The organism is Spirillospora sp. NPDC049024 (assembly GCF_040649235.1).
Taxonomy (GTDB): domain Bacteria; phylum Actinomycetota; class Actinomycetes; order Streptosporangiales; family Streptosporangiaceae; genus Spirillospora.
In genome coordinates this window covers 31,543-52,348 of record NZ_JBEZFD010000023.1, presented here as the reverse complement: position 1 = coordinate 52,348, position 20,806 = coordinate 31,543, and the positions used below count along the sequence as shown (strand labels likewise).

Annotated in this window: 15 protein-coding genes; 11 read left to right on the top strand and 4 right to left on the bottom strand. The window is 74.2% G+C overall.

All coding sequences use genetic code 11. The features are described from left to right. The first annotated feature begins 21 nt into the window (after nucleotides 1-21). From polA to AB0C21_RS33810, 3 genes are all read left to right on the top strand, one after another. Nucleotides 22-2,655 (top strand): DNA polymerase I, encoded by a 2,634-nt coding sequence (polA, locus tag AB0C21_RS33820; protein WP_500209762.1) that lies wholly within the window; start codon nucleotides 22-24, stop codon nucleotides 2,653-2,655. Between the two features lie 94 nt (nucleotides 2,656-2,749). Continuing rightward, nucleotides 2,750-3,250 (top strand): inorganic diphosphatase, encoded by a 501-nt coding sequence (locus tag AB0C21_RS33815; protein WP_500209761.1) that lies wholly within the window; start codon nucleotides 2,750-2,752, stop codon nucleotides 3,248-3,250. Nucleotides 3,251-3,262: 12 nt separating this feature from the next. Further along, nucleotides 3,263-4,813 (top strand): FAD-dependent monooxygenase, encoded by a 1,551-nt coding sequence (locus AB0C21_RS33810; protein WP_500209760.1) that lies wholly within the window; start codon nucleotides 3,263-3,265, stop codon nucleotides 4,811-4,813. On the opposite strand, the gene AB0C21_RS33805 is transcribed toward AB0C21_RS33810, so the two are convergent. Further along, nucleotides 4,807-6,288 (bottom strand): phytoene desaturase family protein, encoded by a 1,482-nt coding sequence (locus AB0C21_RS33805; RefSeq protein ID WP_500209759.1) that lies wholly within the window; start codon nucleotides 6,286-6,288, stop codon nucleotides 4,807-4,809. The two genes, AB0C21_RS33810 and AB0C21_RS33805, sit on opposite strands and share 7 nt — an antisense overlap. A 79-nt stretch (nucleotides 6,289-6,367) precedes the next feature. Between AB0C21_RS33805 and AB0C21_RS33800 the strand changes: the two genes are divergently transcribed. Then, complete coding sequence (locus tag AB0C21_RS33800) at nucleotides 6,368-9,208, top strand: hypothetical protein (RefSeq protein ID WP_500209758.1); 2,841 nt, start codon at nucleotides 6,368-6,370, stop codon at nucleotides 9,206-9,208. Nucleotides 9,209-9,223: 15 nt separating this feature from the next. On the opposite strand, the gene AB0C21_RS33795 is transcribed toward AB0C21_RS33800, so the two are convergent. Both AB0C21_RS33795 and AB0C21_RS33790 read right to left on the bottom strand, forming a co-directional pair. Further along, entirely contained in the window at nucleotides 9,224-10,903 is a 1,680-nt protein-coding gene (locus AB0C21_RS33795) for an ArnT family glycosyltransferase (protein WP_500209756.1), read from the bottom strand. Nucleotides 10,904-10,977: 74 nt separating this feature from the next. Then, entirely contained in the window at nucleotides 10,978-12,639 is a 1,662-nt protein-coding gene (locus tag AB0C21_RS33790; RefSeq protein WP_500209755.1) for an alkaline phosphatase family protein, read from the bottom strand. 197 nt (nucleotides 12,640-12,836) lie between these two features. Between AB0C21_RS33790 and AB0C21_RS33785 the strand changes: the two genes are divergently transcribed. After that, nucleotides 12,837-13,442, top strand: coding sequence for a dihydrofolate reductase family protein (locus tag AB0C21_RS33785; protein ID WP_500209754.1), 606 nt, complete (start codon nucleotides 12,837-12,839; stop codon nucleotides 13,440-13,442). On the opposite strand, the gene AB0C21_RS33780 is transcribed toward AB0C21_RS33785, so the two are convergent. Beyond that, nucleotides 13,402-13,623: a class II fructose-bisphosphate aldolase gene (locus AB0C21_RS33780; RefSeq protein WP_500209753.1), complete on the bottom strand. Its 222-nt coding sequence runs from the start codon at nucleotides 13,621-13,623 to the stop codon at nucleotides 13,402-13,404. The two genes, AB0C21_RS33785 and AB0C21_RS33780, sit on opposite strands and share 41 nt — an antisense overlap. Nucleotides 13,624-14,199: 576 nt before the next feature. Here AB0C21_RS33780 and AB0C21_RS33775 point away from each other — a divergent pair. The 6 genes from AB0C21_RS33775 to AB0C21_RS33750 all read left to right on the top strand — a co-directional run bounded on the left by AB0C21_RS33775 (nucleotide 14,200) and on the right by AB0C21_RS33750 (nucleotide 20,794). Next, entirely contained in the window at nucleotides 14,200-14,961 is a 762-nt protein-coding gene (locus AB0C21_RS33775; RefSeq protein ID WP_500209752.1) for a DeoR/GlpR family DNA-binding transcription regulator, read from the top strand. Beyond that, a complete protein-coding gene (locus AB0C21_RS33770; RefSeq protein WP_500209750.1) occupies nucleotides 14,958-16,331 on the top strand; it encodes a 6-phospho-beta-glucosidase in 1,374 nt (457 codons plus the stop codon). Before AB0C21_RS33775 ends, AB0C21_RS33770 begins: the two co-directional genes overlap by 4 nt. Beyond that, the gene (locus AB0C21_RS33765) at nucleotides 16,328-17,524 is read left to right on the top strand and encodes a carbohydrate kinase family protein (protein WP_500209748.1); all 1,197 of its coding nucleotides are present in this window, start codon (nucleotides 16,328-16,330) and stop codon (nucleotides 17,522-17,524) included. Before AB0C21_RS33770 ends, AB0C21_RS33765 begins: the two co-directional genes overlap by 4 nt. 61 nt (nucleotides 17,525-17,585) lie before the next feature. Further along, nucleotides 17,586-18,944, top strand: a complete 1,359-nt coding sequence (locus AB0C21_RS33760) for an extracellular solute-binding protein (protein WP_500209746.1) — start codon at nucleotides 17,586-17,588, stop codon at nucleotides 18,942-18,944. 90 nt (nucleotides 18,945-19,034) lie between these two features. After that, nucleotides 19,035-20,006 (top strand): carbohydrate ABC transporter permease, encoded by a 972-nt coding sequence (locus AB0C21_RS33755; protein ID WP_500209744.1) that lies wholly within the window; start codon nucleotides 19,035-19,037, stop codon nucleotides 20,004-20,006. Further along, nucleotides 20,003-20,794, top strand: coding sequence for a carbohydrate ABC transporter permease (locus AB0C21_RS33750; protein ID WP_149263274.1), 792 nt, complete (start codon nucleotides 20,003-20,005; stop codon nucleotides 20,792-20,794). Before AB0C21_RS33755 ends, AB0C21_RS33750 begins: the two co-directional genes overlap by 4 nt. Nucleotides 20,795-20,806 lie beyond the last annotated feature (12 nt).

Below are 20,806 nucleotides of genomic sequence, written 5' to 3'. Positions count from 1 at the left end.
CCCGGTGCCAGGATGTGACGCATGACCGACCGGCCCCGCCTGCTGCTCCTGGACGGCCACTCGCTGGCCTACCGGGCCTTCTACGCGCTGCCGGTCGAGAACTTCAGCACCGCCTCCGGGCAGCCGACCAACGTCGTGTACGGGTTCGCGAACATGCTCGCCAACGTCCTGCGGGACGAGCGCCCCACGCACGCGGCCGTCGCGTTCGACGTCTCCCGGCAGACGTTCCGCACCGAGGCGTTCCCCGACTACAAGGCGACCAGGGCGCGGTCGCCGGGCGAGTTCGGCAGCCAGCTCCCGATCCTGGACCGGCTGCTCGCCGCGATGAGCGTGCCGGTGCTGCGCGCCCCCGGCTACGAGGCCGACGACGTCATCGCGACGCTGGCGGCGGCCGCGGAGGCCGGCGGCATGGACGTGCTGATCGTCACCGGCGACCGGGACGTGCTCCAGCTCGTCAGCGACCGCGTCACCGTCCTGTACTACTACCGGACGGCGTCGGAGATGATCCGGTACACGCCCGGCGCGGTCCGGGAGAGGTACGGGCTGACCCCGGCCCAGTACCCCGACTTCGCGGCGCTGCGCGGCGACCCGTCCGACAACCTTCCGAGCATCCCCGGGATCGGGGAGAAGACGGCCGCCAGGTGGGTCCGCGAGTTCGGGTCGCTCGACGCCCTGCTGGAGCGCGCCGGCGAGGTGAAGGGCAAGGCGGGGGAGAAGCTGCGGGCCGCGGCCGGAACGGTCCGGCTGAACCGGCGGCTCACCGAGCTCGTCCGCGACCTCGACCTCCCGGTGGCGCCCGCCGACCTGCGGCGGCGCCCGTACGACCTGGCCGCCTTCACAACCCTGCTCGACGAGCTGGAGTTCCGCAACGCCAGCCTACGCCAGCGCCTGTTCGCCGCCGACCCCGGCGGCGGCCGTCCCCCGGAGGAGGACGGGCCGGAGCCGATCCTGGGGCGGGAGCTGGAGCCGGGCGAGCTGCCCGGCTGGCTCGACGCCCACGCGACCGGCCTGACCGGGCTCGCCGCCGACTACACGTGGGCGCGCGGCGCGGGCGGCATTCACCGGATCGCGCTGGCCGCCGGCGACGGGCACGCGGCGTCGTTCGAGCCCGCCGCGCTCACCGCGGAGGACGTGCGGGCCTTCGCCGCCTGGCTGGCCGACCCGGACCGGCCCAAGGCGCTGCACGACGTGAAGTCGCTGCTGCGCGTCCTCGGCGAGCACGGCCTGCGCCTCGACGGGATCGCCACCGACACCGCGATGGCCGCCTACCTCCTGCTGCCCGGCCTCGCGGCCTACGCGATCGCCGACCTGGCGGGCCGCCACCTCGGGCGGCGCCCGTCCGAAGAGGGCGCGGCCGGGCTGATGCAGAGCGCCCGCGCCGTCCTCGACCTGGCCGGGGTGTTCGCCGCCGACCTGGCGTCCACGGGCATGGACGAGGTCCTGCGGGACGTCGAGCTGCCGCTGTCGCGCCTGCTCGCCCGCGCCGAGCGCGCCGGGGTGCACGTGGACGCCGGCCTCCTGCACGAGCTGGAACGGCACTTCGCGGACGCCATGGAGCGGGCCGCCGACGAGGCCGCCGGGATCGCCGGACGCCGCTTCAACCCCGGTTCGACCAAGCAGCTCCAGGAGGTGCTGTTCGGCGAGCTCGACCTGCCCCGGACCAAGAAGATCAAGTCGGGGTACTCCACCGACCTGGACGCGCTGACCTGGCTCGCCACCCGGACCGACAACGGCCTGCCGCAGGTCCTGCTGCGCCACCGCGACCAGGCGCGGCTGCGCTCCACGGTCGCCGGGCTCATCCGGGAGATCGGCGCGGACGGCCGCATCCACACGAGCTTCCAGCAGACCGTCGCCGCGACCGGCCGGCTCAGCTCCACCGAGCCGAACCTCCAGGTCATCCCCGTCCGGACGGAGGACGGGCGGCGCATCCGCCGCGCCTTCACGCCCGGCGAGGGCTACGAGTCGCTGATGACGGCCGACTACGGCCAGCTCGAACTGCGCGTCATGGCGCACCTGTCGCAGGACCCGACCCTGCTGGCGGCGTTCGAGTCCGGCGAGGACCTGCACACCACGATGGCCGCGCAGGTCTTCGGGGCCGCCCCGGGAGCCGTCACCCCGGACATGCGCCGCAAGATCAAGGCGATGTCGTACGGGCTGGCGTACGGGCTGTCGGCGTTCGGCCTGGCCAAGCAGCTCGGCATCGCGGTGGCCGAGGCGCGCCCGCTGATGGACGCCTACTTCGAGCGGCTCGGCGGCGTCCGCGACTACCTCGACCACGTCGTCGCCGAGGCCAGGGCCACCGGCTACACCCGCACGGTCCTCGGCCGCCGCCGCTACCTGCCCCACCTGAACAGCGAGAACCGGCAGCGCCGCGAGACCGCCGAGCGGATGGCGCTGAACGCCCCGGTGCAGGGCTCCGCCGCCGACATCGTCAAGATCGCGATGCTGCGGGTGGACGAGGCGCTCACCGCGGCCGGGCTCGCCAGCCGCCTGCTGCTCCAGGTGCACGACGAGATCGTCCTGGAGGTGGCGCCCGGCGAGGAGGGCGCGGTGCGGGAGATCGTCCGGACCGGGATGACGACCGCCTACCCGCTCACGGTCGGCCTGGAGGTCGCCATCGGCTCCGGCGCCGACTGGAACGCCGCCGCGCACTGAGGCGACCGCCTCCCGGCGCCCGTCCGCCGAAACCTGCTGCCGCCCGAGGTGGCGGCCCGACTTGTGGGGTAGTGCTCCCTTTGGGGAGGGATGCATGGAGATCGACATGATCGTCGAGATCCCCCGGGGATCGCGCAACAAGTACGAGATGGACCACCGGCTCGGCCGCATCCGGCTCGACCGGATGCTGTTCACCTCGACGCAGTACCCGGTGGACTACGGCTACATCCCGGACACCCGCGCGGAGGACGGCGACCCGCTGGACGCGATGGTGCTGCTGGAGGAGCCCACCTTCCCCGGCTGCGTGGTCCGGGTGCGCAGCGTCGGGGTGTTCTGGATGCACGACGAGGGCGGTCCCGACGCCAAGATCCTCACCGTGCCGGCCGGGGACGTCCGCTACGCGGGGATCCGCGACCTGCGGGACGTCCACGAGCACATCCTCGACGAGATCGCGCACTTCTTCGACATCTACAAGAGCCTGGAGCCCGGCAAGGGCACCGACGTGCGCGGCTGGCAGGACCGGCGCGTCGCCGACCAGACCATCGAGCGGGCCGCCGAGAACGCGCGGGAGGTGGCCGGGAACGCCGCGACGTGATCGGGTGGAGCCGTGAGCGACAGCGAACCGGTCGTCGTCGTGGGCGCGGGGCCCGTCGGCCTCGTCACGGCGCTGCTGCTGGCCCGGCACGGCGTGCCGGCCGTGGTGCTGGAGGCCGCCGCCCGCCGCGACCCGTCCGGGTCCCGGGCGATCTGCTTCCAGCGCGACGTCCTCGACGTGCTCGACCGGGTCGGGTGCGCCGAGCCGATGATCGCGCGCGGCGTGACCTGGACGACCGGCCGCACCTACCACCGCGGCGACGAGCTGTTCGCCGTCACCTTCCCCGACGCCGGGCGCGGCGCGGTGCCGCCCTGGATCAACATCTCCCAGGCGGAGGTCGAGGCGCGGCTCCGTGACCTCGCGGCCGCGGAACCGCTCGTCGACGTCCGGTACGGGCACCGCGTCAGCCGCGTGCGCCAGGACGAGGACGGCGTCGAGGCCCGCGCCGAAGGCGGGGGCGCGGTGCGCGGCACCCACCTGGTCGGCGCGGACGGCGGGCGCAGCGCCGTCCGGGAGTTGCTCGGCATCGGCTTCCCCGGCCGCACCTTCGCCGACCGGTTCCTCATCTGCGACATCCGGGCCGACCTGCCGTTCCCGAGCGAGCGGCGGTTCTACTTCGACCCGGAGTGGAACCCGGGGCGCCAGGTCCTGGTCCACCAGTGCCCGGACCGGACGTGGCGCATCGACTGGCAGGTCCCCGCCGACCTCGACCTCGACGCCGAGCGGAGGTCGGGCGCGCTGGACGCCCGCATCCGCAGGATCACCGGCGGCGCCCCGTACGAGATCCTGTGGGCGACCGTGTACCGGTTCCACGAGCGGTGCGCGGCGGCGTTCGCGTCCGGCCGCGCGTTCCTGGCCGGGGACGCGGCCCACCTCTACGCGCCGTTCGGCGCCCGCGGCCTGAACTCCGGCATCCAGGACGCGGAGAACCTCGCCTGGAAGCTCGCGTTCGTCCGGCGCGGCCTGGCCCCGCACGGGCTGCTGCACAGCTACGACACCGAGCGCCGGGCGGCGGCCGAGGAGAACCTGCGGGTGACGACGCGGACGATGGAGTTCCTCGTCCCGCAGACCCCGGACCAGCGGGCCCGCCGCCTGGCGGCCCTGGAGGCGGCCCGGACGCACCCGGACCCCCGAACGATCATCGACTCGGGCAGGCTCGCCGAGCCGTTCTGGTACCTGGACTCGCCGCTGACCACGCCCGCCGGGGCGGGGGAGGACTTCCCGCGCGGCCCCGGAGCCGTCCGGCCGCCGGTGCCGGGCGTCCTCTGCCCGGACGGCCTCTGCGTCGTGGACGGCGAGCCGACCCGCCTGCGCCGCCTGTTCGGCACGCGGTTCGTGGTCCTCACGCAGGGCGAGCGCGGCGGGGGACTGCCGACCGACGTCCCGCACCGAGTTCACGCGCTGGACGGCATCGACGCCGGCGGGGTGCTGCGGACGGCACTGCGCGCCGGCCCCGACACAGTGCACGTCGTCCGCCCGGACGGCCACCTGGCCGCCGTCCTGCCGTCCTACGACCCGGAGGCCGTGGCCGCGGCCCTGCACCGGGCCTGCGGGCGCTACTGACCGGCGTCCAGGACGGCGCGGGCCGCGTTGTGGCCCGGGATGCCGCTGACGCCGCCGCCCCGCCGGGCGCCCGCACCGCACAGCAGCACGCGCGGGTGCTCGGTCTCGACGCCCCACCGCCCGCGTTCCTCCGCCGCCTCTGCGAACGGCCACGACAGGTCGCGGTGGAAGATGTGGCCGCCGGGGAGGCCGACCTCGTCCTCCAGGTCGACGGGCGTCTTCGCCTCCAGGCACGGCGTGCCGTCCGGTGCGCGCAGGAGGCAGTCCTCGATCGGCTCGGCGAGCACCGAGTCGAAGGAGGCCAGCGTCGCGCGCAGCGCCGCGGCGCGCGCGCCTTCGGGATCCGCCCGGAACAGCCGCGCCGGCATGTGCAGGCCGAACAGCGTCAGCGTGTGCGCCCCGGCCTCCCGCAGTTCCGGGCCGAGGATGGACGGGTCGGTCAGCGAGTGGCAGTACACCTCGGCGGGCGGGACGGCCGGGACGCGGCCCTCGCGGGCGTCCCGGTAGGCCGCGTCGAGCTGCCGCCGGCCCTCGTTGATGTGGAAGGTGCCCGCGAACGCCTCCTCCGGCCGGACGGACGGGTCGCGCAGCCGCGGGAGCCGCGAGAGCACCATGTTCACCTTCAGCTGCGACCCCTCGGCCGAGCGCTCCCGGGGCATGTTGACCAGCACCCATCTGGCCGAGACGGCGTGCTCTTCGCCTTCGGCGTCCCGGAACGTCACCTCCCCGGCCGGGTCGACGTGCAGGACCTCCATCCCGGACCGCAGCTCCGCCCCGGCCGCGCGGGCGGCGTCGGCGAGCGCCCCGGTGACCGCGCCCATGCCGCCGACCGGCACGTTCCAGTCGCCGGTGCCGTCGCCGATGACGTGGTAGAGGAAGCAGCGGTTGGCCAGGAGCGCCGGGTCCGAGGTGTCCGCGAACGTGCCGATCAGCGCGTCGGTGAGGACGACGCCGCGCACGGTGTCGGCCGTGAAGCGCTCGTCCACGACGTCGCCGATGGGCCGCTCGAACAGGTCGCGCCAGGCCTCCTCGTCGTCCACCGCCTTCCGCAGCTCCGCGCGGTCGCGCAGCGGCTCCAGCAGGGTCGGCGCGACGCGTTCGGCGACGTGTCCGGCCATCGCGTAGAAGCGGCGCCAGGCGTCGGCGTCGGCCCCCAGGGACGCCGCCGTCCGCGCGGGGTCCCCGTTGTCGACCAGCAGCCCGCCGCCGCCGACCGGCGTGTACGAGGAGAACCGCCGCCCGCGCAGCTCGATGCCCAGGCCGAGGTCCCGGACGATCCGCGACGGCAGCAGGCTCACCAGGTAGGAGTACCGCGAGACGCGTGCGTCCACGCCGGGGAAGATCCGCGCCGAGACCGCCAGCCCGCCGAAGTGCCCGAGCCGTTCCAGCACCAGCACGCGCTTCCCGGCGCGTGCCAGGTAGGCGGCCGCGACCAGCCCGTTGTGCCCGCCGCCCGCGATGACCACGTCGTACATGACCACAGAAAACCACACCGATCGCCGGACGCGCGGAAATCCGTTGGCGGGTGCGGCCGCCGGGAGGATCATGGGGCGGGTGAAGATCCGGCTTTCTGGGGGAGTGGTGGCGTCCGGGCGCCATGCCTGGATCGCCCGTCCCGCCGGCCCGGTCCGGCTGCTGGACGGGGCGGACGCGCGGCCGGGGACCCCCGTCGCGCTCGGCCCCGAGGACGCCCCGGCCGAGGATGTGGCGGACGCCGTCCGGTCGCTCTCGCTGCTGGTCGCGGACGGGGGCGCCGCTGCGGCCGGCGCGGGCGTCGACCTCGGCGGCGGGTTCCGTTCCGCGCGCCTGGAGGGGGCGCGCGGGGACCAGCGGGACGCGGTCCTGGCCGCGCTCCGCGCGGTCGGCCTCGGCGGCGCGCACCGCCTCGGCGACCGGGCCGGGGTGCTGGTCGCGCTCTTCGGCTTCGCGGTCACCAGGCGGGTCGGCGCGGCGGCGGCGCGCGCCATCGAGGACGGGCGCTGGGCGGCGCTGCACCTGGCGTCGGCCGCCAGCGACGTCCTCGGCCCCGAGCAGCTCGAACGGGTGCTCGCCCTGGAGGCGCCCGAGGGCGTCGACCTCACCCCCGGCGGTCCGCCGTCCGTGCTCGCGCGGTACCTGCGGCAGGTGTTCGAGGAGCTGCCCCCGCCGCGCAGGCTCGCGCTGCTCCTGGACCTGTGGGAGCGGGTCGCCGAGCGCCGGATCGGGCTCGCCCGGCGGGACGCGCGGCTGGCGACGCAGAGCCGCCGCGACCGGTTCGGCGACCTGCGCGACCGCCGCCGCCACGACGAGGACGAGCGGATCGTGGCGCGGCTGCGGGCCTACCTCGGGGTCGCGGAGCCCTCGCTCGCCGACGCCGCGCGCTGGATCCCCGACAAGTGGTACTGGCACGAGAGGCTCGCCCACCTCCTGCAGGACGCTCTCGGCGCCACCGCGCTGCTCCGGACCGCCGCGGCCGTCGCCGACCACGGGCTGGAGGACGGCCTTGAGCGGTCGGCTCCGGTGCTGCGCGCGGCCGCAGCCCTGACGACCGACGGGGCCGCCGGGCAGGCCGCGCGACGGGTCCCCGGGCTGACCGGCCTCCCGGTGCGTCCCGCCGCCTACGTCCGCGACCTCGTGCGCAAGCTCGACGTGGACGGACCGAAGGACACCAGGTTCGCCGGCTACGTCAGGCCGCGCCTGGCCTGCGCCCGCGACTTCGCGCTCGTCGTCAGCGATGACCTCGGACGGCTGATGCGCCAGCTGGTCGGGGCGCGCGACGACGTGCTGCGCGAATGGTCGCCCGACCTGCGGAGCTGGCGCGAGGCGGCCGGGTACGGGCGCCCGCCGGCCGAGTGGGCCGGAATCCCGCGGTGGACGGCGCCGATGCTGGGGGACGCGGAGCCGCTCCACCGCAGGCTCGCGCCCGGGGACGACCCGGCGGCCGTGGAGACCGGCGCCGACCTCCTCTGGTACGCGGACCTGCTCGACGCCCTCGCCCGCCTGTACGGGCACGAGTTCGCGCAGCCCACGCCCGGCACCGGCGAGCCGTGGTTCGACCACGACCCGCCGCCGGCGGCCGAGCCGCTGACCCCGCGCCTCGACTCGATCACCGGTGCCGTCTCCGGCGCGGCGCAGCTGGTCGCCCTCGGCGGCGTCCCGCCCCGGGCGCCCCGCACGTGGGCGGCCTTCACCGCGGGCCTGATGTCGGCCACCGCGATCGCCGAGGCGCTCACCGGCGACTTCGCCGTCCCGGCGCCGCTCGCCGCGCTGGACGGCGCGGCCATCCCCGGGACCGACGTCCGGCTCAAGATCGCCCGTAGCGCCCGCGATGTCGCCGAATGGGCGGACTACATGGGCAACTGCATCGCCGGGCCGGCCTACGTCGAGGAGGCCAGGACGGGCCGGATCGCGCTCGCGGGCCTCTACGACGCCGACGGCCTGCTGATCGCCAACGCGGAGCTCACTCCGCGCCGGCCCGCGTCCCGGGGCTGGCGGGTCAGCGAGATCGCCGCGAGGTTCAACGACACGCCGGACGAGGAGCTCGAACAGCGGTTCGGCGAGTGGACGGCCGCGATCCCCGGCGCCGTCAAGGACGAGACCGCGCCGGTGCCGGAGGAGCTCCCGCCGGTGCGCCCCGCCCGGCGGCGCGCCGCGCCCCGCCTCGTCGAGGAGGTCGGCCCCGTCCTCGGCGAGCTCGCGGGCCGGTCGTGGACGCGGGCCGCCCCGGCGCTCGGCGCCGTCGCCGCCGTGGCCGGTACCGGGCCGGACGCCGCGCTCGTCCGGCTGCGCCGCTTCGGCGGCGGTCCGCAGCTGACCGGGGCCGTCCGCCGCGCGCTGGACGAGGGCGCCGTCGATCTCGCCGGGCTCTGGACGGCCTCGGGCCACCGCCCCCTGCGCACCGCGCTCGACGCCCTCGACCCGGCGCTGCGCGACCGCTACGACCAGCTTCCGCTCCTGCTCGGCGAGCCCCCGCTGCCGAAGGTGCTGCGCAGGCTCGTCAAGCTCCCCGCCGTCGCCGACGCCTACTCCCTCGACCTGGTCGCGCGCCGCATCCGCCGCGCGCTCGGCGTGCTCGCCCTCCAGGACGATCCGGTCATCGCCCGCGCGCTCGCCAAGCCGACGACCGAGCCGATCCTGTGCGCGCTCGCCGTCGCCGTCACCTGCGCCGCACCGGACGTCGGCCTCGTCCCCGTGATGCCGCCGCGTACCACGAGCGTCCCCGGCTACCCGGCCACGGCCCTTGAGGACGAGGAGGGGCCCTGGCAGCGGGCCATGCCCGCCGCGCGCGAACTGGGCGCCGACACCACCGTGTTCTGGGACGAGATCGCCGAGCACGGCCTCCGCGTCCCGGCGTCCTGGCTCGCGCACGGCGGCTGGGCGGCGCTCTGGTCCCGCGCCCACACTCGCCGCCGCTGACCGGCGGGCCGCGGGCTACGGCCCCTGGGCGGGCCGGCGGAAGATCGTGATGGAGTGCCCGACCTCGTCGATCGGCTCGCTGGAGCGGACCAGCGGCATCAGCCGGGGGTCGTTCTTCACGAGCCAGCTGTCGGACACCACCAGCAGGCCGTGCACCCTGCCGGGCGGCGCGGTGAGCGGGTCGCCCGCGCGGATGCCGTAGTAGGACGGGACGCCGCTGCCCTTGTAGACGAGCCAGACCGGCTCGCCCGGATACCGCTCCCGCAGCCGGTCGGCGAGCCGCCCGAGGTCCTGGCCCCAGTCGACGTTGGAGTCGTGCAGGCGCAGATGGGTCTTCGACGGTCCGCCGAACGCCTCGTTGGAGTACGGCAGGTAGTAGGGGAAGGTCCGCAGCGAGCTGACCGCGACGAACAGCAGCAGCGCGCCCGTCGCGGCCCTGGCCCACCGCCACCGGACGAGCACCACCCCGCCCGCCGCCACCGCCAGGAAGATCGGGACGAAGATCGCGTAGCGGACGCCGAGGTCGCGCGACCCCGTCATCGCCGCCGCCAGCAGCACGGCCGTCGGCGTGAGAAGGTACGGCGCGGCCGGGCGCAGCCGGGGCAGCGCCGCCACGGCGGCGACGCCCGCCGCCCACAGCGCCAGCATGCCCAGCGGCGTCTTCACCAGGAGCGCGGCCGGCAGGTAGTACCAGCGGGAGCCGTGGTAGACGTCGCCGAGCAGGAAGCCCGTCCAGCGCATCTCCTCGAATCCGAACTGGGCCCGCATCCCGTCCTGGAAGGGCCGGGGGAACGGCAGCCAGCCGGCGGCGAGCCCGCGCAGACCGCCGGCGGTCGGCAGCTCGGCGGGCGCCGCCCAGCGCAGCCGCGGATCCACCGCGAGGTAGCTCGCCCACACCACCGCGACGGCCAGGACCCCGACTCCGGCCGCCGACAGCACGGCCGTCAGCACGGGGCGGCGCGACGGGCGGAACGTCCGGACCGACACCGCCGCCAGGACCACGAGCACCGGCACGGCGGGCAGCGCGCTCATCTTCGTCGCCACCGCCGCCCCGAGCGCCAACCCGGCGAGCGGCAGGTACGGCCGCGGCTTCACCCTCGCGCGCCAGAGCAGCCACACCGACGTCAGCAGGAGGCCGGCCGTCGGGACGTCGAGCGTGGCCAGCGACCCGTGCGCGATGACGTCGGGGGAGAAGGCGTACAGGGCCAGGGCCGCGAGGCCGCCGGCGGGTCCGGCGAGGTCGCGGGCGAACGCGAAGACGACCAGCCCGAACAGCAGGGTCAGCGCGATGACGGGCAGGCGCCCGGCGAGCAGCACCCGCTGCGGGTCGTTGCCCCACCGGTACAGGAACTGCCTGCCGAACCTGTAGTCGCTCCCAGCGAAGGAGGGGCGGAGGTGCGGAGCGGCGAGCACCGCCCCGGCCCCGATGACCAGCTTGCCGAGCGGCGGATGCTCGGCGTTGCGGCTCAGGTCGTGGGCGCGCAGGTAGGCGACGCCCGCACTGATGTAGACGGGCTCGTCGACGGTCGGGCTCTGCCGGACCGCGGTGGCGGCCATCGCGGCGCCCATCTGGGCCAGCAGCGCCGCCACGACCACTGCGAGCAGCCATCGCCGGTGCGCCGCGCGGAACCGGCCCGGCTCCTTCTCGGCCGCGGACTCCGCGGGCCGTCCGGGCTCCGCGGACAGCGAGGTCACGCCGCCGCCTTCGGGCCGCGCAGGACGTCGGTCATCCTCCTCCCCTCCCCGGAGACCGCCTCCCCGATCCGCCGTCAGCCTCCGAACGCGGTCAAGAAACGGTCGCGGAACGCGCTCATCGGCCACACCGGGGTGCCGCGGCCCGGACGCAGGCCGTCCTGCCAGCCCCACCCGGAGATCCTGTCGATGACGGCGCGGTCCTTCGCCACGATGGTGATCGGGACGTCCCGGCTCGCGCCCGGCCCGGTGATGAGCGGCGCGGGCTGGTGGTCGCCGAGGAAGACCAGCACGGTGTCGTCGTCCCCGTAGGTCTCCAGGAAGGACACGAGCGTGTTCAGCGTGTACTCGATGGACTTGCGGTACTCGTCGCGGATCCGGCCGGCCGGCGGCCAGGGCGCGTCGTAGCCCTTGCCCATCCCGTTGAAGACCGAGCCGTCCCCGACCCGGTCCCACGGCACGGGCCGCGGGATGGACGCCCACGGGGCGTGGCTCGACACCAGCGCCGTCTCCGCCATCACCGGCGCCCGGTCCTTCCTCGCCAGCTCGGTGCGCTGGAGCGTCGACAGGGTGTACTGGTCGGGCATGGTGGCGAAGCTGAAGCGCGGGCCGCGGTAGCCGAGGTTCCGGTCGTCGTAGACCTTGTCGTAGCCGTAGAAGGACGCCTCGGGCCAGGCCCGGGTGATCGCCGGCATGAGCGCGACCGTCCGGGAGTCCGCGCGGTGGAACGCCCCGTTCAGCGTCAGCCGGTCGCTGTTCACCAGCGCGCGGTACCGCTGCTGGTTGTTGACCCACAGGCCGGACAGCAGGGTCGCGTGCGCCAGCCAGCTGCCGCCGCCCGCCGTCGAGGACGTGAGCCACCCGCTGCGCGCCGAGAACCCCGCCTCGCGGAGCCGCCGCGACCCCTGGTCGAGGACGGCGCCGACCTGCGGCGCGTACTGCGGGCTCTCCACCGCCGACCGCCCGTAGCTCTCCACGAACGCCAGGACGACGTCCTTGCCCCGCAGCCCCGTCAGCAGCCTGTCGGGCGGCGTGTCCCGGAACCCGTCCACGGCGGCGGCCTTCGCGAACTCCTTCCGGTCGTTCAGGCTCGTCCGCACCTGCCGCGCGTGGTCGTACGCGAGGACGGCCGCGCTCCTGGACGCCACGGGCAGGCCGTGGACGAGCTGCGCGCCGAGCGCGGCGCAGGCGATCCAGACCGTCCCCAGCACCACGGCGGTCCACGACGCCGGACGGCGGTGCCGGACGGCCACCCGGCTCAGCCGCAGCGTCGACAGCGCCGTCAGCGCGACCACGCCGACCGCGAGCGCCACCGCGAGGACCACGGCCGCGACCGCCCCCGCCTGCCCGGACGACTCCTTGACGAACTCCACCCCCGGCCCCAGCAGCGGCCAGTCGAGCACCAGGTCGAACGGCCGGACGAGGACCGCGTCGAACCCGATGTCCAGCACCTTCAGCACGAGCAGCAGCCCGAGGACGGCTCCGCCCGCCCCCGCCGCGTACCGCCTGGCCCGCGCCGGGAGGACGAGGATCAGCGCCACGCCGACCACGCCCTCGATCGGGACGCGCGCGAACGCCCCGGGGGTCAGGCGGGCGAACTCGGCCGGCGTGACCAGCGCGACCAGCACGAGCAGGAACGCCGCGCCGGTCACCGCCCGCGCCGCGACCCGCCGCCACCTCGGCCGCCCGCCCGCCTCCGGGGCGCCGGCCGGCACGTCCTCGTCTGTGCTCCGCTCCAAGCGGCTGTCAACGGTCAGCTCGTCCTCCCAGGTCCGGTCCCCCCGCCGCGCACGCGACACCCCAAAGCACGTCCGTTGCGTGCCCACGGGTTCAAAAAGATTCCACCTTCGTGCCCGACGATGTCGAGGACGCGGACCCGGCTCCGATCCACTGGTGAAAGGCGCCGCAGGGGCGCCCGCCAGAGGAGGCACCGGCCATGAGCAAGGTCACCTGTGACATCGGAATCTCCGTCGACGGCTTCGTCGCCGGTCCGAACCAGCGCCTGGAGGAGCCGCTCGGCGACGGCGCCGAGCGGCTGCACCGCTGGATGTTCGAGGAGCCGGAGGCCAACGCCGAGGTGATCGAGAAGATCACCATGGCCGGGGCCTACATCATGGGGCGCAACATGTTCGGCCCCGACCGCGGCCCGACGTGGAACCCGGACTGGAGCGGCTGGTGGGGCGAGGAGCCGCCCTACCACGCGCCGGTGTTCGTGCTGACCCACCACCCGCGCGAGAGCATTCCGATGAAGGGCGGCACGACGTTCCACTTCGTCGCCGACGGGATCGAGTCGGCGATGGCCCAGGCCCGGCAGGCCGCGGGGGACGGGGACGTCTCGGTCGCCGGGGGGGCGAGCACCGTGAACCAGTACCTCGCGGCGGGCCTGATCGACGAGCTCCGCCTGCACATCGCGCCCCTCGTCCTCGGGGAGGGCGAGCGGCTGTTCGAGGGCGTCGGCGACCTGGCGCTGGAGCCCGTCGAGACGTCCCGGACGCCTCTCGTCACCCACGTGACCTACCGCGTCGGCGGCCCGCGCCGATGACCTCCAGCAGGCGGGCGACCTCGGCGGTGCCGGCCACGTTCGCCTCGTGGGGGAGGGCCGACGCGTCGAACATCACCGGCCCGAACCCGAGGCCGACCGCCTCGCGCACGAGGTCCGCCGAGGTGGCGTGGTCCAGGTGGACGGCGACCGGGACGGCAGCGGCGCGGGCGACCGCCGGCACCGCCCGCCCGATCGGGGCGAGCGAGCCGTGGTAGGCGACGCAGTATCGCTGACCCGGAGCACCACGGGCGCGCCCGCCCGCTCCGCGCCGGCGGCGTGAACGCGGCGGGCACGCCGAGGGAGCCGAGCCCCTCCTTGATGCGCGCCCGCAGCACCCCGCCGGTCTCCGCCACCTCCGCGCCGAGGTCGCCGAACATCCACACCGCCCGGCCGGGGCCGGTGACGCTGATCGGCCCGTGCCGGTCCCCCGTGGGGTGTTCCGGGTGGGCTCTGAGGGAGCGGCGCGGACGGCGGGCTCGCGGGCGGCGCTTACTTCACGACGTGATTCAAGAACGAAAATATTCGCGTCGGAGGATCGTGCGAGCGCTGGGTTGACCGTGTTTCCTGACAGTGCCCGAGCCGCGCCGGCCGCTGCGGCCCCGATGTCTGTGGAACGTTCCGATCCCTCGACAGCGGGGGCTGACTTCACCGCCGTCCTGACTGGATCCGCGCACGTCAGAGAAGCGAATGACGGACTTCGAGCAGGTTTCCGCCAGGGTGATGACGGATGTCGAGCAGTGGTGTTACGTTCCACCGCGTGACATCGAGCATGCGACGGGCGCAGATCGTTTCGTCCCTGCGCGCCAAGGGGGCCGCCTCGGTCCGGGAACTGGCCGAGACGCTGCAGGTCAGCGAGTCCACGATCCGCCGCGATCTCGACGTGCTCGACCGCAACGGCGAGCTGCTGCGCACCTACGGGGGAGCGGCGCTGTCCCCGCGCCCGGCCGCACCGGAGATCTCCTTCGCCGCGTCGGCCGAGCACGACAGCGCCGAGAAGGCGGCGGTCGCCGAGCGGGCGGCCGCGCTGGTCGAGGACGACATGGTCGTGGTGCTCGACATCGGTACCAGCACCCGGCTCCTCGCCCGGCACCTGCGCGGCCGGCCCGTCACCGTCATCACCGCCAACATGGCCGTGCTCGACGAGCTGCGCGACGACGACGCCGTCCGGCTGTGCCTGCTCGGCGGCGTCCTGCGGCGCAACTACCTCTCGCTCGTCGGGTCGCTCACCGAGACCGCGCTCCGCCAGGTCCGCGCGGACCTGGTGTTCCTGAGCTGCACGGGGGTGCGGCCGGACGGCCACGTCATGGACGACATGGAGGTCGAGACGCCGATCAAGCAGGCGATGCTGGAGTCCGCGGACCGGGTGGTGCTGGTCGCCTCCGAGGCCAAGTTCCCCGGCACCGGCTCGCTGCGGGTGTGCTCGCTCGACCGGATCGACGCGCTGGTCACGACGGCGGGGGCCGACCCCCGGACTCTGGAGGTCTGCCGCGAGGCGGGCGGGAAGGTGTACATCGCATGAAGCTGGCCATTCTCGGCGGTGGCGGGTTCCGGGTGCCGTACGTGTACCAGGCCCTGCTGCGCGACCCCGGCTCCCCGCGCATCGAGGAGGTCTGGCTCCAGGACTCCGATCCCGGCCGCCTCGCGGGCATGGCCGCGGTCCTCGCGGCGCTCGCGGACGGCACCGGGGACGCGCCCCGCGTGTTCACCAGCACCGGGCTGGACGAGGCGCTGGAGGGCGCCGACTTCGTCTTCTCCGCCGTCCGGGTGGGCGGCCTGCGGGGGCGGGTGTGCGACGAGCGCGTCGCGCTGGACCTGAACGTCCTCGGCCAGGAGACCACCGGCCCCGGCGGGATCGCCTACGGGCTGCGCACCATCCCCGTGATGCTCGACATCGCGCATCGCGTGAAGGCCCTCGCGCCGGACGCCTACGTCATCAACTTCACCAACCCCGCCGGGATGATCACCGAGGCGATGCAGGGCGTGCTCGGCGACCGGGTGCTCGGCATCTGCGACACCCCCTCGGGCCTCGGTATGCGGGTCGCCGCCGCGCTCGGCCTCGACCCGGACCGCGTCCAGATGGACTACGTCGGCCTGAACCACCTCGGCTGGATGCGCCGCGTCCTGCACGACGGCGTGGACGTCCTGCCCCGCCTGCTCGCCGACGACGACCTGCTCGGGGCGCTGGAGGAGGGCGTGGTCTTCGGCCGCGAGTGGCTGCGCGACCTCGGCCTGATCCCCAACGAGTATCTCTTCTATTACTACTTCAACCGGGAGGCGGTCCGCGCCACCCTGGACGCGCCGCAGACGCGCGGCGAGTTCCTGCTCAAGCAGCAGGAGGCGTTCTACGAGCGGATCGCGGCGGCCTCCGGCGGCGCGGCCATGGAGATGTGGCGCGAGACCGTCGCCTCCCGCAGCGCGAGCTACATGGCCGAGATGAAGGGCGCGCCGACCGGCGAGGCGCTCGACGACCACTCCGGGATCGACCCGGCCGACGAGGGCTACGCCAGGGTCGCGCTGAACGTGATGGCCGCGATCAGCCGCGACGAGCCCGCCAGCATGATCCTCAACGTGCGGAACGGCTCGACCGTCGCCGCGCTCCCTCCGGACGCGGTCGTCGAGGTGCCCGTCACCGTCGACGCCGGCGGCGTCCACCCGCACCCCCTCGATCAGCCCGACCTGCACCAGGCCGGACTGATGCAGCAGGTCAAGGCCGTCGAGCGGCTGACCATCGGCGCGGCCGTGACCGGCTCGCGGACCGACGCCGCCAAGGCCTTCGCCCTGCACCCCCTGGTCGACTCGGCGCGGATCGGCCGGCAGCTGCTCGACGGCTACATCGACCGGATCCCCGAGGTCGCCGCCGTCTTCTCCCGTGAGGAGTCGTCGTCATGACAGTGGAAACCCTGGACGGCAGCCCGCCGGTGGACCGCCCGGCGCCCGGCGGCGCCGCGGCCCCGGGGCAGCCGCCCGAGCCGTCCATGGCCGACCCCTGCACCGAGCGCGTCCCGGCGGGCGCGCTGCTGCGGGGCGGCGAGGCCCCCGGCCCAGCCCCCGAACTGGACGTCTTCCTGAGCGGCCAGGTCTTCATGGACATGATCTTCACCGGGCTGCCGGGGCTGCCGCCGCCCGGGACCGAGGTGTTCACCGAGGGGCTCGGCTCGGCGCCCGGCGGCGCCGCCAACATCGCGGTGGCGATGAGCCGGCTCGGCCTGCGGGTCGGGCTCGCGGCCCCGTTCGGCGACGACATGTTCGGCTCCTACCTGTGGCGGACGCTCGCCGAGCAGGAGGGCATCGACCTCGGGCACTCCCGCCGGATCAAAGGCTGGCCGACCCCGGTGACGGTGTCGCTGGCCTACGACTCCGACCGCAGCATGGTCACCTACGCCATGCCCCTGCCGGACCTCGATCCGGGCGAGACGGGCGACGCGGAGGCGGTGCTCGGCTCCCCGCCGCCGGCCGCGCGCGCCTGCTTCATCGACATCGAGCATCCGGTGCCGGGCTGGGCGAAGGAGATGCGGCGGTCGGGCGCCGCGGTGTTCGCCGACATCGGCTGGGACGCCACCGAGACGTGGTCCAGCGAGGTCCTCGACCGGCTGGAGCACGTGGACGTGTTCCTGCCGAACGCGGTGGAGGCCATGGCCTACACCCGCACGAGCACGCCGGAGGACGCGGCCCGCGTCCTGTCCGAGCGGGTCCCCGTCGTCGTCGTGAAGCGCGGCGGCGCGGGCGCCATCGCGATCGACTCCGCGACGGGGGAGGTCGCCGAGACCGACGCGCTGCCGGTGCGGCCGCTCGACGCGACCGGCGCCGGCGACGTGTTCGGCGCCGGGTTCCTGTTCGGCACGCTCGCCGGGCTCCCGCTGCCGGAGCGGCTGCGCTTCGCCAACCTGTGCGCGGGCCTGTCGGTCCGGCACCGCAGCGGATCGCTCGGCGCGCCGTGCTGGGGGGAGATCGCCGCGTTCGGTGAGTCCGGCGAGGTGCCCGAGTCCGTCCTCGAACCGTACGCCTTCGTCGTGGACTTCATCCCCGACTCGGCGACCGACACCGTCGTCAGGGCCGAGCCCACCCTCCGGGCCGACCACTAGCGCGCCGTCCCCCGACCGGCGCGCACACAGCAGTCCAGGAACGAATAAGGGAGCCGCAGGAATGCCGACACTGACGAGGCGAGGGGCGGCCGCGGCGGTCGCGGCCCTCGCGACCGTGCTAGCCGCGGCGTGCGCACCGGGCTCGTCCGGCGACGAGCCGGAGAGCAAGGCGCCCGCCGCGGTGAACACCGACGTGGCCAAGGCCGGGAACGTGACCCTGACCGTCTGGGACCAGGAGGTCCAGGGCGGTCAGAAGAAGCAGATCGAGGAACTCAACAAGCGGTTCCAGGCCAAGTACCCCAACGTGAAGATCAACCGGGTGTCGCGGTCGTTCAGCGACCTGCAGAAGACGCTCCGGCTCGCGTTGTCGGGAAGCAACCCGCCCGACGTCGTCGAGGCCAACCAGGGCTACGGGTCCATGGCGCAGTACGTCAAGGCCGGGATGCTCCTCCCGCTCGACTCCTACGACCAGGTCTACGGGTGGCGCAAGCGCTATCCCAAGGGCCTGACGGACCTGAACAGCGTCACCAAGGACGGCAAGCTCATCGGGTCCGGCAACCTGTACGGCATCTCGCTGAACGGTGAGATCGTCGGCCTGTACTACAACAAGGAGAAGCTGGCGAAGCTCGGCGTCCAGCCGCCGAAGACCTGGGCGGAGTTCGACCAGGCGCTCGCCACGGCGAAGGGCAAGGGCGAGGTTCCGATCGCGTTCGGCAACCTGGAGAAGCTGCCCGCGATGCAGCTCTACGGCATCCTCCAGGACGGCGCGACCGACAAGGAGGCCGTCCGCAAGCTCGTGTTCGGCAGCGGCGGCTCCTGGACGGACGCCCCGAACGTCCAGGCGGCGCAGAAGCTCGCCGACTGGTCGAAGAAGGGCTACCTCACCAAGGACGCCAACGCCGTCAAGTGGGACGACACCCCGGTGAACTTCGCCAAGGGCGACGGCGTGTTCATGTTCGGCGGCACGTGGTGGGCGTCCGAGCTGAACGACAAGATGAAGGACAAGGTCGGCTTCATGCTGCCGCCCGCGGCGCAGGCCGGCGCGCCGACGGCCACGATGGGCGGCGAGAGCCTGCCCTGGTCGATCACCTCGAAGAGCAAGAACCCGGACGTCGCCGCCGCCTACATCAACTTCATCACCTCCCCCGAGGCGATGGACGTCTCCGTCGAGACCGGCAACCTCCCGGCGCTCGCGGCGCCCTCCAAGCAGCCGGCCGAGCCGCTGCTGAAGGAGATCTCGACGGCCTGGGCCGAGCTGAGCAAGAACGACGGCATCACCCCCTACATCGACTACGCGACGCCGACCTTCGCCGACGCGTTCGGGGGGCCGCTCCAGGAGCTCGTCGCCGGACGCAAGCCCGCCGACGAGGTCATGAAGGCGGCGCAGGACGACTACTCCGCCTTCCAGAAGAAGAAGTAGGCGTCGGGCCCGCACGCCCTCCGGCCGCGCCCCACCCGCGGCGCGGCCGGAGGCGGGCGGCGCCGTGACGCACGACCAAGGAGCCCGCACATGACGACCGTCGCGCGGCGAAAGACCTCGAAGACCGGGCGCGAGGCCTCCGGCCCCCGGGCGGCGCGGCCGGAGGGCCGGTCCGCCTCCGTCCCTCCGGGGGAGCCCGGCCGGATCGGCTGGCTGTACGCCCTGCCGGCCCTGCTGGTCTACGGGATGTTCCTGCTCTGGCCGCTGGCGCGGGGAGCGCAGTTCTCCCTCTACCACTGGGACGGCCTGGGCGAGGCGACGTGGGCGGGGTTCTCCAACTACACCGCCACCTGGTCGGACCCGTCGCTGCGCGGTGCGTTCGGGCACCTGCTCGTCCTCGTGCTCTTCTACTCCGTGCTGCCGTGCTGCATCGCGTTCGTGCTGGTCGGCGCCATGTCGCGGACGAAGATCCGCGGCCTGACGTTCTTCCGGACGGTGCTGTTCCTGCCGCAGGTCGTCGCGATGGTGGCGGTCGCCGTGGCATGGCGGTGGGTGTACTCCACCGACGGCCCGGTCAACACCGTCCTCGGCTGGCTGCACGCCATCGGCCTGCCGGACTGGCGGCACGGCTGGCTCGGCGACTTCACCTTCGCGCTGCCCGCGATCGGGGTCGTCGGGACGTGGGTGGGGATCGGCCTGGCGATGGTGCTGTTCCTCGCCGGGGTGCAGAAGATCCCGCGGGAGCTGTACGAGGCCGCGCGGATCGACGGCGCCGGGGCCGTCCGGGAGTTCCTCGCCGTCACCCTGCCGGGGCTGCGGCGCGAGCTGGCGGTGGCGCTCACCCTGACCACCATCATGGCGGTCCGCAACTTCGACCTCATCTACATGGCCACCTCGGGCGGGCCCGGCGACGCGACGAAGGTCCCCGCCTACGAGGTCTACAACCGCACGTTCAACACCGGTGAGGTCGGCCTCGGCTGCGCGATCGGCGTCACGCTGGCGGTGCTGGCGTTCGCCGTCACGGCCGGCGTCCGCCGCCTCGTGGAAGGGAAGGGCGCATGAACGTCCGGGCGGAACGGTTCGCCAACCACGCGATCCTGGTCCTCTTCTCGGTCATCGCGGTGTTCCCCATGATCGGGATCGTCGCGCAGGCGCTCCAGCTGCCGCACGCGGACCTGTCCACCTTCGGCACCGCGTGGCGCGAGGGGCACTTCGCGACCTACCTGCGGAACAGCGTCATCGTCACCGCCGTCACCGTCGTCGCGGCCGGGGTCCTGTCGATCATGGCGGGGTACGCGCTCGGCACCATGCGGTTCCGCGGCTCCGGCGCGCTGTTCCTGGTGTTCGTCGCCGGGCTGACCATCCCGACCGAGGCCATCGTCGTGCCGCTGTACTTCGACCTGCGCTCGGCGGGGCTCGACAACACCTACGCCGGCCTCATCCTCCCGCAGGTGGCCATGTCGGTGGCCTTCGGCACGTTCTGGATGCGCGCGTACTTCCGCAGCGTCCCGCGCTCGCTGCTGGAGGCCGCGCGCATCGACGGCGCGTCCAGCTGGACGACGCTGTGGCGCGTGCTGGTGCCGGTCGGCCGCCCGGCCATCCTCACCATGCTGCTGCTCACCACCATGTGGACCTGGAACGAGTTCCTGCTCCCGCTGGTGATCGTCAACTCCGACGAGGCGCTGCGCACCGCGCCGCTCGGGCTGTCCTTCTTCCAGGGCACCCACAAGACCGACTACTCGCTGCTCATGGCGGGCGCGCTGATCATCGCCGCGCCCATCGTGATCGTTTATGTCTTCCTGCAGCGCCAGTTCATCGCAGGAATGCTCTCGGGGGCCATCAAGGAGTAGGGAAAGAACAGG